Below are 12596 nucleotides of genomic sequence, written 5' to 3' on the forward strand. Positions count from 1 at the left end.
GAAGGTCAAGGGCGCAACGCAGCCCTCGCGAAAAAATCGCGTCCGCTTGACGTCTGGCCGATTCTCGTCTCCGATGAAACCATGATGATCGTCGCTCAAATCACCGATACCCATATCAGACCTCCCGGATCCTTGGCCTATGGCCGGGTCGATACCGGCGCCTTTCTCGCGCAGGCGATTGCACATATCAATGCGCTCGACCCGGCACCCGACGTCGTTATCTTGACCGGCGATGTTGCTGATACGGGCGCGGTCGAGGAATACGATCATGTCGTTAAACTCCTCGCTCCCTTGAAGGCGCCGCTGCTGGCCCTGCCCGGCAACCACGACCGGCGCGAAACTTTTCGAGCAGCCTTCGCCGGACGTATGGAGCTGCCATCAGGCAACGCACACCTCAGCTACGCCGTGGAGCGTTATCCTCTGCGCCTGGTCATGATCGATGACACAGTGCCGGGCAAGCCCCACGGTGAAGTAACCGCTGGGCATGTGGACTGGCTGGAAAACACACTGGCATCAGAACCGGAAAAACCGACCCTCGTCGCCATGCATCATCCCCCCTTCCTTACCGGCATCGGGCATATGGACGTGCAAAACTGCCGGGGTGCCGAGGCCCTCGCGGAGGTCCTGTCCACACATCCGCAGGTGCTCGCCCTGGCCTGTGGTCATGTCCACCGCAACATCCTGACCCGCTTCGCCGGCAAGCCCGCTTCCATCTGTCCCAGTCAGGCTCACGCGGTTAGTCTCGCGCTTGGCCCGGGCGCGCCTTCCAGCTTTCACATGGATCCGCCCTCTCTACATCTACATGTCTGGCAGGACGATGGTTCAAGGTTCGGAAGCCTGTTGATACATCAGAGTTTCATCGGCGACATCGATGGTCCGCATCCGTTTTTTATCGAGTGAACGTCGGCATTTCAATGACATGCAGGGTCCAAAAACTTCGGCCACGAATCGGTCACTTGACTTCTGACGGGAATGCCATCGTAGACTGAGTGATTGAACAACGCTCACCGAGAAGATGATCGCAACACAGATCATAAATCGGGGGGTGCCAGAGGCAATCGTCGAACGACAAAAAGCCACGTTTATAAAGCGAAGAGTTAATTTCTCCGAAATCTCGGAGCGCAGCAAATTTAAGTCCTATCCTCTTGTGCTGTTCTTAGGCTGTCCTGATGCCTTATCTGACCAAATAGTTTTGGAAGCGGGTGCCTGTGGCACCCGGATTGCCGCTGTTCTACCCTCGGACTGTAACCCGGATCCGCATGCGGTCTGGTCTCTGGTGACGCGCGGCTGCGAAGATGTTCAGATCTGGTCTGACGACACCTGCGCCGACCGCATATCCAATCGCGTGTCGCGGTGGCTGAAGGTTGAATCCCGCGTACGTTCCCTGGATTTCCAAAAAGTCGCGCTCGGACAAAGTGTATGCTGGATCCGGGCCATGCGCCGGATTGCTGAAGCAGCACTCTACTCCGACGCGCCTGTCTTGCTCACCGGCGAAACCGGGACTGGCAAGGAAGTCGTGGCGCGCGCCATGACCTACCTCATCTCAGGCGCGCCGGACACCATGAGAGTCGTGGATTGCGCCACCCTGTCACCCGACCTTATCGGCAGCGAACTTTTCGGCCATGAACGAGGCGCCTTCACGGGCGCGACTTCCATGCGTGAGGGCGCGATCGCCCTTGCCGATGGCGGCGTTCTGTTCCTGGACGAAATCGGTGAATTGCCCATTGACTTGCAGGCGCAGTTCCTGCGTGTGCTGCAGGAGGGTACCTATCGCCGGCTGGGTGGCAACACCTGGCGAGAAAGCCGGTTCCGCCTGATCTGCGCCACCAATCGGAATCTCGAGACTGCGATGCAGGAAGGGCGTTTCCGGTCCGATCTTTATCACCGAATTGCGGCGCTGACGGTTCATCTGCCACCACTTGCAGACCGCCCCGAAGACATCATACCGCTTTCAACGCGCTTCGTGCGTGCCGCAGCCGGGCTGAACGCCGATCCGGTTTTCGATCCCATTGTGCGTGACCACCTGCTTGACCTGTCTCCAGACGGCAACGTGCGGGCCTTGCAGCAGCTCTGCCGTCGTATCGCCGTCGGCTTGACCGGAACCGCCGTGTCAGTCGGAGATCTGATTGCAGCCCTCCCGGATACGCGGAATTCACGACCACCCAGCACCCCTCTGCACAAGGCTGTGGAGACGATGGTCGAACTTGGCCGCAGCCTCGCCGAGATCAAGGAAAGCGCCGCCGAACAGGCCGTAACGGCCGCGCTGCGATTGGAAGCCGGATCTGTTTCCAAGGCGGCCCGGCGACTGGGAATTACGCCGCGCGCGATCCATCTGCGGCGCAGCAAACATGATGTTTGATGGACGTCGCACGTCCGTCACGACACCCAGGCTGTGATATCCCGTTTTACCCTGTCGGTTATCCGTGTCGCAGATGACGAAATCACGTTGTCGTCATCGTCCAGCGTGCAGGCATGATTGATGCCGATCAGATTGCGGACGCCCTTCCAGCGCAGCCATACCGGCCCGCCGCTCATTCCGGGTGCCACGTCATGATCAAGCGTCAACTGCGCAAAAATCGCAGGTGCCGAGCCGGCCGATCGGACGCGGTCGAAGGAATACCATGGCACAGAGCCGCGATCTGCGGATCTGCAGGCAGAGAGGTCCGTTTGGGAGATCGATCCTCTTCTCGGACGACCCATGCACTTGTCTCCGGGATAACCGACGGCATTGACCTTCACATTCTTAACCCGCTTGGGCGAAAGTACACGTATCCGCGTTCGTCCGCGATGCGTCGACACGCCCCAGTTTCCAAGCCGGCGGTTTTTGAGAGCCTTGAACCGCCGGCGCCCGATAGGGGCCGCCAGCTTGATCACGGCGTAGTCCAGGTGTGCAAACTGTCTGCCGCTCTTTTGCATGGCAGAGCGAAACAGCGAGTTTGTTCGAAAGGCTGTCCCCTGGCTCCACCCAAAGGGCATGGTATCGGCCGCGCGGCTTCTGCGACGTCGCCGGCGCCCATTCAGTCCGGGAATAACAACCACGGCACCGGCATCGATCGCGCGCAGGAATTTGCCGTCATCATCCTCCACGGCATCCATCAAAACGTGCGCCGCCGTCAGCACGAACTGATCCGCGATCAACAGGCCGCTTCCTTCGGTGTAACTCACCGCGCCCGTATCCGGATCGACGTAAGCAACCTGAAGCTTGCAGAGCCAGCGGTTGGGAGCAGCCAGCATATGGCGCAAAGCGGCGCGGTCGTCATCGCCATCGTTGCAGATATCGAGCGTATTCGCTGGCGGCAGGCTGATCGCCGTCTCATCAAACCGAATACGGTCGGGAACCATCCCCTCGAACACCTCGTCCGGATTGTCCAGATCGACCCATTGATCTTCATCTTCAGCAGCGGCCTGTTTGTTTGCCTGTTGCATAACAATGTCTCCTTCCACGCGCCGGCGTCACCTACCAACACTTCGACGCCTCCAGACGAGTACCTCAGAGATCGAGCCTGCAACCGGGCCTGTGGCCGCAGCAGGCTTTTATCCTCGGGTATTTGAAATTGCAGAAGCGCAACATCGTCTCGGATTGGGGAAACTCGTGCGGATCGACACCTTTTTTCCGCTTCAGAACGGCCCACAGGGCGTTGAAGGCGTGCTTGACGAAGGATGCCTTACCGCCCGCATCCGAAACTGCTTTTAGCAACACTTTCAGGGTCCTCGGATTCTCGCGCTTCATTGTCTGTATCCTGCGGCGCATCTTTTGATAGCCGGTCGAGAAACCGTCCCGGATATTGAGTGGAATCCCCCTGGGTTTTCGCAACTCGTCCGACGATCTTTTTTTCCCGGCCGCAGTGTCAACCAGGGCGTAAGCCATGCCCATGGCAACTCCCCTGACAACGAAAGGCCGGTCCTGCCGCTCTGTATCAAACTGCCGAAACACCTGAAGGATAAATCCTGGTCCTATGGGATTAGCTGAGCCAACCAAGCCATCTACAGCCGCCTTTAAACCTTCAATCGCGAACTTCGCTATCTTCAGATTTCGCTTCCACGCAGAGTCCGAAGGCTTCTCGCCTAAAATCGCCCAAACCATCAGCTTGGCCGTGGCCGCATCGATCGGCGTTTTGGGCACCGAACGGGGCTTCGGACGTGGTTTAGGCCTCTTTTTGGGAGCCCGGCGCGCCCTAAGGAATATCTCCACCCGCCGGTTTAGGGCGCGGTCCCGGCGCGACTTCTGGCTGACACTGGTCGATGAGTAAGCTATTCCTCGCCAGGGTTCGTTGTCAGACCGGCCGTCCGTAACGATCCTTACGCGTTTGGCAACACCAGAGTCGAGAAGAAGAATCAACTCGTTTCCGGCATTACCTGCACGCTTTATGGCGCGATGTTCCAACTGCTTACGCGAGGTGCCGCGCCATGTCGAAGAATGACCAACAATACGCACTTTGGTAATCGGCGTTGACGTCCGAAAACTTCGCGCGATCTTCGCCGCGATCCATTTCAAATGCGCCTGATGCTGCTTCGTCGGCCTGGCACCGAATGCCGGAAAGCAATGCAGCACGTAGGGATTTCCAGGCGTAACGCAGGAGCGCCCCCCCGACGCCTCCAACTCCGCTTCAGGCGCGACCAATCCATGAGCGGTATCGACGCCGGTTTCGGAATAGCTGTCATAAATCATATCAGCCTCCTAGGAATTCGAAGACCAGAGTGCTCGAGTTGTGGGCTTAAAGAGCTGTCTTAAAATCAAGCTCGATTGGCTCGGCTTCCGGGATCGCGGTCATCTAAATACCCGACCCCGGAAACCTTGCGCACTGCACCGGTCTTACTTGGCAGGTGCAGCAATCTTCGCCTGTGCGTTCAGCAGGGCTGCCGGACTGGTTCTGCGGCGTTCGAGCAGCGACTGATTGGCCTGGTCACCGTCAGCGGACAGATCGACGCCTGTGACGGCACGGTAGGCATTGTTGTAGGCCTGCAGTTCCTGGCGCCAATACTGAGCCCAGACCATGGCGACATTTTCGTCAATCTCGTCGCTCCAGTTACCGAAGCGGATCGACAGCAGAATCATCTCTCCGTACACAGCTAGATCCTGGAAGTGCCGGATCGAGGCGCCGCGCCAACCCATCAGATCTCGCATCTGCTCGACTGCCGGCATCCACTCTTCCGGATAGGGGACCATTGCGCGCCTGCTCAGGAAATCGCGCGTTTCGGGGCGGGCCAGCAGCCACTGTTCGATCAGCATTTCCTGCCGCGCCGTCCAGGGTAACTCTCCGTACTGGTTATGGGCGCCTTGGGCGAGCAACAGATGACACTCCTTCAGCGCATTGAGCAGCGGATAACCGTCAGGCACCTTTGTGGTATCGGCTTGCTCCTTAAAAAAGATGGAGACCCGATGAAGCAGACTGTGGAACGAGGGCAAGAAACCGATGCGGCTATCCGCCGGCTCAATCTTCGGAACAGCTTTGCCGACGATGGTAAATCCGTAGTGATGATCGTATTCGTAGGCGCGCCGGGCCAGCGTGAGCCGATTGTGTTCGTCCTGGACATACCCCCAGATGATGTTGCTGAGCGGGCGCAGGGGATCGAGGTTCATAGAGGCGAGCGGATTGCCGCCTGCCGCTGTCCTCTTCAGAGTGCGGTTCTGGAACCGCATACTGATCGCTTTCAGTGTCTGAACCAGCATCCCTTCTTCATTCCAATAGGACCAGATCAGTTCGAGCAGAACCGGTGGTGCAATCCGGGATTTCAAGATGCCGTAACAGCCCTCGGTCGGGGCGCCCGGCGGCTTGAGCGGAATTTCCGAGAGTCTGTCCCGGATCACCGCAAAATAAGGAAAGGTGCGCGTCTCGTCGTCCAAACTGGTCAGATAAGCGTCTCGATTGCTCTCCAGATCAGCTTTCGCCTCTTCGTCGGATGAACCCGCCAGCTGTGGCAGCCGGCGCCTTTCCTCCTTGCCGTCAAAAGCAATGTCTTGGTGGGCTATGCCGGTCTCGTGCATCAGGAATGCTTCAGTCGCCTTTTTCAGAATTTCATAGGCGTCGGTACCCCGGTAGCGCAGCTCGCCGAGGTCGCGCGCCGGGTCGCTGGAGGTCTCGGGGACTTTTCCGTCGCACATCACCGCATCGACGAACTTTTTGTAATTGTTGAAGCCGATCGCTTCGGCCCGGTTGCGGATAATGGCCCATAGAGCCTTTTGCGGCCCCAACGGCGGATGTTGCCGCTGCAGACGAATTGCGTCACCGGGCAGACCCTGCTTGAGAGCCGCAACGCCCGCGTCGATTTTTTCGAGCACTTCGTTGGGCAATGCCGCCGGTGTCACCTCGATGCTATGGCTCAGCACAATGGGGTCGCCAGCCGTATCCGGCGATGGCGGCGTTGCCGCGCGGCTGCGCTTTTGGCCCCGGGTGGAAGATGGCTTTGGCGGCGTGCCAGGATCGGCGGACCCCTGAGTGATCGTCGCACGGATGATATAGGATGCCGCCATCTCCGGCGGCGATGTCCATACGGTTTTCAGACCCGCCTTGCTGTCCGGATCAAAACCACCCCGATCAGGATCGGCAGACCAGGCCACCACAAAATTCACGTCTTCCGTCGTTTTGACCTCGAGTGTAACGGCACCGTTGGGAACCTGGGTGCGGTGCGAGGCAACGAGTTTGAAGTTTTCGGCGACAAACTTTCCATTTTCGCTAGGCATCGTCCTTTTCCTCCAATATGCGTCAGTGCGAACAACCGCAGTGCTTGGCGAATTGCCGCTGAATCGCCCAAGTTCTGAGCAAATCGCCGGCGACACGTGCTTCGTCTTCCGGCGAGATCTGACTGTCCGCCCGTGCCTGTCCCAAGACCGCCAAAGCGGCAGTAGGCTTGAGGCGCGTAAGGCGGCGCGCAGACAGTTTCGTTTTCATCGCGAGAGACCGCAGGGTTTTCGGCTGCCGGTCGGCGAGCGGAAATATTTCACGCAGACTGCGCCCGCGAAGCGCGGCAGGACGGTGGCTCACCAACAAGGCCACGAAATCCGGGATCGATTGCTCTACGTCCCTAAAGACCTCCCGGATCCTCGGGTCCAATCCACCCGGCGGGTAGAGCCGCGACCAGACCCGAAGCAAATCATCCCATTGCGGGTCGGGGTAAAGCGTCCGTCCCAAAGTGGCGCTCAACCGCACCCGGACCCAGGGCGGCGGATGGGGATCGTCGAGAGAGAGCCTGAAGATGAAGGCGCGCGGCAGAGCCACAACACCGATCATGCCGTAGGTCGCGCCGATTCCGAGTTGTGCGACCGACCAATAGTCCGCCACGATTTCGGAGATCCAGCGTTCCCAGAGTTTCCAGGCGGACTGCCGGCGGCCCGTCGCCTCGTGCTTGGCCTGAAGAGCTGGTCGAAGCGAGTCGACCAATCCCAGCAATGCGGCCCCCTGATGTCCCACCTCGTGGACCAGGGAACCTCCCACGCTGCTTCCAACCATACGCTCCCTGGGCACGCGGATGATCGCCACCGGGTTCAAGCCGCCGCCGGGAAGCCTGGTCCGCGCCCGGCGTATCGCGGCGCCAATGCCCCGATCCAGATAGCAAAGCAGAGGCGGCGACCGATAGGGCGCCTGGGATATCGCAAGGGCGTCGTCGGCAAGAACGTCGAGACCCGCAAGCCACACGCCAAATTCATGCTCGCTTCGCTGTGTCAGGACATCCGCGAACAGATCGAACTGCGTCAGCAGTTTTTGAAACTGCAAGCGAACCACCGTGAAACGGCGTTGTGCGACATGATCTTCCGCCGCCTTCCCTCCTGGCCCATTAAGCCAGGCGAGAAGCTCCGACAGCATGCCCGTGAGCCGGTGCTTTGCACTTTCCAGAAAGATCTCGATCTGTTGGCGTGCCGCCACCGCCGGCGCAGCTGCCCCGACCATCGGCATGTGCAAAGCAAACGGCTTGACTTGCTCGAGGCGGGTCATCAAGGCACCCGCATCGTGGGTCAACAGCCGGGCAGCGGCGGGGGAGACCATTGCCTCACACGCCCATCAGGACAATACGGCGTCCGCGACGAATCCATCGTCCCGCATTGCGCATTCCTTTTCGACCGACACCGGCACCTCGAGCCAACCCGGGTGCATGCCGGCGCACGGCCTGCTGTACCGCGCCACGCGCCGCTTCATCGTCCTCGATTTCTTCTGGCATATCGGCGGCTGCAAGTGCCGCTTCGCCGGTCATTCGAACGACCCGGCGGGCCACTTCGAATTCCTGATCCTCAGGACTCATGCCTTCGAGTTCGAGACCAAATGCCCTGCCCGCGCCGGATGCCAGGCGTCCGCCGATCGCAGCCCCAACAGGACCGCCGAAGAAACCGCCTGCAGCGCGGCCTGCGCCCTTTAAGGCACGCCGTGCAACCGAGCGAAGTCCGCGACGTAAACGCCGCCCGAGCCGGCCCCGGATCGCCCGCCTTGCCCTTTTTTTGAGCTTGCGAAATCCGCGCCTTAACGCACGGCCAAAGAACATTTCGAGCTCTGCGTCATCCGAGACTTCGAGCAATTCCAGAGCGAGCTCCATTTCCTCGCCTTCATCGAAAACGGACGTACCGGCAGAGCTTTCCCACTCTCCTTCCAACTCGCCCAATTCTTCTTCGTCGTCTTCGAATTCGTACTCGCCGAGTTCTTCTTCGTCTTCGAACTCCTCTTCATATTCGAGCTCGTCATCGAAGTCGGCTTCGAGTCGCGTTCGATCCAAGTTATGCATGACTTATCTCCATGAATGCGCAAACGAACCAAGGGGAATGCACAGATCACGGAGCAAGCATCATGCCATGTGTATTTTATCGATTTTTCAATAGCTTAAGAATTTTCACCTGGGAAGCTGGGTTCGCATCTTCAGGACTTTTCAAAACATTCCGCGAATCCCGCTTCACACCTTTGCCGCTGCACTTTGTCGCGCGGGTGTCCCGTCTGCGTCAGATGACAAAGCCTGATAGCTTCGCCCCTGCGCAAAAAACGACGCAGCGGTTTTCAACGTGGCGGCATGGACCTACGCCTGCCCCTTCGTGCGTTAAAAGGCCTTTGGATCGAGATGAGCAGCCCAGCGCTCAAGCAGGCTGCGCAAGGCAGCGGCGTCCTGTTTGCCGAGCACTTTGACAGCTTCCTGATCCAGAGCCTCGAAGACGGACACGGTGTCCTGAACCAGATCCCTGCCCCGGCGCGTAAAGCAGACGCGCATGGCACGACCGTCTGTTTCATCCGGCTGCCGAGTCACATATCCCTGCGCCTCGAGTTCTTGAACCAGTTTGCTGACCGCCTGTTTTGAAATTCTCAGACGCTCGGCGAGTGCCGTCACGCGGCTGCCCTCGGCCTCGATGTGCACCAGCAGGGATTTCTGCGCAGGCGGCAGGTTATGGCTAACATTTCCCCGCTCTTCGAGCCGGCGCTGGTAAGCCATGGACAAGCGCGTCACCAGCCGGCCGATAAGCCGCGAGCGACGCTGATCAAGATTCTCCTGCATGACCGCACTATGGTCAGGTGCGTTAATTTTGTCAATTTAGTTGACTAATTGAAAATAATCTCCTAATAAATAGTCAACCAAATTGACTATATGGCCGGTTCACTGGGACTGTCGATTTTCATCAATTCGCCCCAAGGCCAACAGGGATCTCCCTATGTATCAAAGAGTTATTGAACCCCTCCGGCCCTCCCATCACGCCGGGCTGAAGAACCGGGCGGCAGGCGCAGGGACCGTAGGTTCGCGGTTGCATTCTCGTCAGTGGGCGGGCAAGCGTGTCGTGATCACCGGTGGAACCGACGGCATTGGCAGGCACCTCGCGAAGAAACTGGCAATGCGTGGCGCCGACGTACTGATCGTCGGCAGACGCGCCGAGACCGAAGTCGAACCCCTGCTGACACCTCGACAAAGTTACGTTCGTGCAGATCTCTCTCACGCGGATGGCCCGACGCAGGTGACGGAAGCCCTGACCCGGATCGGCTGGCAGCAGGTCAACATGCTGGTGCATAACGCGGCGGTCGGATGGATCGGCCCATCGGAGCAGCAGTCGGCGGACTCCGTAGACGAGTTACTTGTGACCAACCTGCTGAGTCCCGTTGCCTTGACTAGCCTCTTGCTGCCGCATCTTCGGTGGGCACGCGGCAAGATTGTCTTCATAGGTTCGGTCGCGGCCGGGGTTCCCTGCCCTTCCTTTGCAGTCTACGGCGCGACCAAGTCGGCTCTAACGGGATTCGCGCGCAGCCTCCGGCTGGAACTGGCCGGAGAGGTTGGTGTGCAAATTATCCATCCCGGGCCGACCCGCACCGGATTTCATGCCAAATCGGGGGTTCGATCTCACGGCCTCGCCCGCCTTTTCATGGATCCCGAGGGCGTTGCAGAGAGAGTCTTGCGGGCAATGCAGAGCAACCGAGCGGTCTCGACACTCGGCTACAAAGCCTTGCTCGGGGAATGGGTCCGTCATGCCGGAGGGCTGATGTGAGAATTGTTGTTACCGGAGCCGCGAGTGGCCTGGGTGCCGCGTTGTCGACGCGCTTTCTCTCGGCCCGCCATACGGTCCTGGGGATCGACTGTGCCTGGCCGCAGGACCAACACGAAGAGACCAACGTTCCCAACGCCATAATGCGGTATCGGGCCGATCTCGCCGATCGCACTGCGATCGCCGGACTGGTTGAAAGGATCTGCGAGGCGGGCGCCATTGATGTGGTCATTCACAACGCCGGAATCAATGCGGCGGGACCCTTCGAAAATCTTGACCAACCTGCGATGCACCGGATTATCGCCGTCAACCTGCGCGCCCCGATGCTCATGACTGCGGCGCTCCTGAAACAGGGCCTCATCTCGGAAGGCGGAAGCCTCGTCTTCGTCGGATCGCTCAGTTCCTACCTCAGCTATCCGGGGGCGGCGACCTATGCAGCAAGCAAAGACGGACTGCTGGCCTATGCCAAGAGCCTGACGCCTGCGCTCGCACGCCGCCGGATCGCCTGCCTCTCAGTCCTGCCCGGACCGCTCGATACGGCACATGCCCGTATACATGCCCCGCCAGGCGCAGATGAACGCGGCCGGCTGGACCCGGCAGCAGCCGCGGACGAGATCTACCGGGCGGTTCAGAGCAAACGGGAAAGCCTGGTGCCGGGTTGGCGCGCCAAGCTCTATAGCGGGATCGGCATCGCGTCTCCCAGGCTGGCCGAACGCATGATGCGTAAAATCATCTTCCTGCCGTTGCGCGATGCGGCACGTGCACAGCCCCTGTCCTGACAGGCCAATGCCCGCCAAGCCAATCAACCGCCATGAAATTTATGACGAATGCAATCTTCGGCAGGCGCTCGCTTTGTCAACGCAGCAAGTGCTTTATCCCGCCGGTCGGCTATACCCGCGTAGAAACACCTGAACAGCGGAACTCACCACCCGCTCGACATCCGCCTCGCTCGGTTTTGGGCCAACCCCAAGCACCAGACGCACGAAATAGTCGCTTTTGACCAGGGCCAGGAACTGCGCCGCGGCCATCTCTGGGTCGGCGATCTGGAGCTCTCCGGCACGTTCGCGGCCGCGCAGATATGCGGCCAGGTTCTGAATCGAACGCTGTGGGCCAGCCCGGTAAAAGGTGTCGCCGAGTTCGGGAAATCTTGCGGATTCCGAAGCGGCAATCCGAAAGATGGTGAGGACCATGTCCGAGGAGATGATCTTCAGGAAATTACGGCCGACGCAGGGCAGAACCTGATCCGCGGGATCGTCCGGCAGGTCAGCATTCGACATCCCCGTTTCGCTCTCGCAGAGGTCGGTCATAACCGCCTCGAACAGAGCGTCCTTGCCGGGGAAATAGCTGTAGACCGTGCGCTTGGAGACCTCGGCTTCTGCGGCGATCGCATCCATGCTGGTTTCACCGTAGCCGGAATCGAGGAACAGACGCGACGCCGCACTGACGATCGCATTGCGCTTCGGTGTTGATTCGACGCCAATGTGTACTGCAGAGTGACCGGCAGCAGCCTCCATTGCGCGCCTATCTCCAGCCTTCAGAACCATAACTCCTACCATCAACGCTTTATGGCCCAGACCTCTAGCGCTGTCGCCCAAGCCTGATCAACTGCATCCATTATGCAGATTTCTGCGGAAAGATCATGATGACATAAATCAAGTTTGTGCGAATACAAGGAATTTACGCAGAACCAGCTGTCAAATTATTGGATTTCCGACCGCAATCAGGTGTTTTATCGCCTGGCGCGTATTGCTGCGAGGAATGATTTGACTCTATTTCGTTTCATATGTAAGAAATTTCTGACATATGAAACGAAGAGATCGCTTTTTTGCAAAAAGCTACTGAAGATCAAATGCTGACGATGTTTGCCGCCTTGGCGAACCCTCACCGGTTGCGCATTCTTGCCTCCCTGAGTGCCAACGGGCGCAACTACGTAAGTCAGCTCGCCAGAGAGGCAGGGATTAGCCGCCCGCTTCTGCATCTTCATCTGCAAAAACTCGAGGATGCAGGGCTCGTCACGAGTGAGTTCGAAGTTATGGACGACGGAAAAGCCCGCAAGTTTTTTACCGCTTCGGATTTCAGTTTCGAACTGACTCCCGAGGCTATCGCAGCCGCCGTCAGGTCGCTGCCACCCCACTCTGCAAACGCCAAATAGCAAAGG

At 59.1% G+C, this 12596-nt stretch carries 12 protein-coding genes; 5 read left to right on the top strand and 7 right to left on the bottom strand.

Going from position 1 to position 12596, the window contains the following annotated elements; genetic code table 11:
* Positions 1 to 84: 84 nt before the first annotated feature.
* Both QMZ18_RS30530 and QMZ18_RS30535 read left to right on the top strand, forming a co-directional pair.
* Positions 85 to 900 (top strand): phosphodiesterase, encoded by an 816-nt coding sequence (locus QMZ18_RS30530; protein WP_282610197.1) that lies wholly within the window; start codon positions 85 to 87, stop codon positions 898 to 900.
* 292 nt (positions 901 to 1192) lie between these two features.
* On the top strand, positions 1193 to 2359 hold the full coding sequence (locus tag QMZ18_RS30535) for a sigma 54-interacting transcriptional regulator (protein WP_282610198.1): 1167 nt from the start codon (positions 1193 to 1195) through the stop codon (positions 2357 to 2359).
* Between the two features lie 17 nt (positions 2360 to 2376).
* Here the strand turns inward: QMZ18_RS30535 and QMZ18_RS30540 are convergent, their stop codons facing one another.
* The 6 genes from QMZ18_RS30540 to QMZ18_RS30565 form a co-directional block, all read right to left on the bottom strand.
* A complete protein-coding gene (locus QMZ18_RS30540; protein WP_282610199.1) occupies positions 2377 to 3426 on the bottom strand; it encodes a serine protease in 1050 nt (349 codons plus the stop codon).
* A 64-nt stretch (positions 3427 to 3490) separates the two neighbouring features.
* Positions 3491 to 4669 (bottom strand): hypothetical protein, encoded by a 1179-nt coding sequence (locus QMZ18_RS30545; RefSeq protein ID WP_282610200.1) that lies wholly within the window; start codon positions 4667 to 4669, stop codon positions 3491 to 3493.
* A gap of 144 nt (positions 4670 to 4813) precedes the next feature.
* A complete protein-coding gene (locus QMZ18_RS30550) occupies positions 4814 to 6682 on the bottom strand; it encodes a hypothetical protein (protein WP_282610201.1) in 1869 nt (622 codons plus the stop codon).
* Positions 6683 to 6704: 22 nt separating this feature from the next.
* A complete protein-coding gene (locus QMZ18_RS30555) occupies positions 6705 to 7982 on the bottom strand; it encodes a hypothetical protein (protein WP_282610202.1) in 1278 nt (425 codons plus the stop codon).
* A 4-nt stretch (positions 7983 to 7986) separates the two neighbouring features.
* Complete coding sequence (locus QMZ18_RS30560; RefSeq protein ID WP_282610203.1) at positions 7987 to 8709, bottom strand: hypothetical protein; 723 nt, start codon at positions 8707 to 8709, stop codon at positions 7987 to 7989.
* A gap of 306 nt (positions 8710 to 9015) precedes the next feature.
* On the bottom strand, positions 9016 to 9465 hold the full coding sequence (locus QMZ18_RS30565; RefSeq protein WP_282610204.1) for a MarR family winged helix-turn-helix transcriptional regulator: 450 nt from the start codon (positions 9463 to 9465) through the stop codon (positions 9016 to 9018).
* A 154-nt stretch (positions 9466 to 9619) separates the two neighbouring features.
* Here QMZ18_RS30565 and QMZ18_RS30570 point away from each other — a divergent pair, with 154 nt between their 5' ends.
* Entirely contained in the window at positions 9620 to 10441 is an 822-nt protein-coding gene (locus tag QMZ18_RS30570) for an SDR family oxidoreductase (RefSeq protein WP_282610205.1), read from the top strand.
* The gene (locus tag QMZ18_RS30575; RefSeq protein ID WP_282610206.1) at positions 10438 to 11217 is read left to right on the top strand and encodes an SDR family oxidoreductase; all 780 of its coding nucleotides are present in this window, start codon (positions 10438 to 10440) and stop codon (positions 11215 to 11217) included. The genes QMZ18_RS30570 and QMZ18_RS30575 overlap by 4 nt, the downstream gene beginning before the upstream one ends.
* A 93-nt stretch (positions 11218 to 11310) precedes the next feature.
* Here the strand turns inward: QMZ18_RS30575 and QMZ18_RS30580 are convergent, their stop codons facing one another.
* Entirely contained in the window at positions 11311 to 11952 is a 642-nt protein-coding gene (locus QMZ18_RS30580) for a TetR/AcrR family transcriptional regulator (protein ID WP_282610207.1), read from the bottom strand.
* 335 nt (positions 11953 to 12287) lie between these two features.
* Here QMZ18_RS30580 and QMZ18_RS30585 point away from each other — a divergent pair, with 335 nt between their 5' ends.
* Positions 12288 to 12590 (top strand): ArsR family transcriptional regulator, encoded by a 303-nt coding sequence (locus QMZ18_RS30585; protein WP_282610208.1) that lies wholly within the window; start codon positions 12288 to 12290, stop codon positions 12588 to 12590.
* Positions 12591 to 12596 lie beyond the last annotated feature (6 nt).

This window comes from Pelagibius sp. Alg239-R121 (assembly GCF_947331435.1).
Classification (GTDB): domain Bacteria; phylum Pseudomonadota; class Alphaproteobacteria; order Kiloniellales; family Kiloniellaceae; genus Denitrobaculum.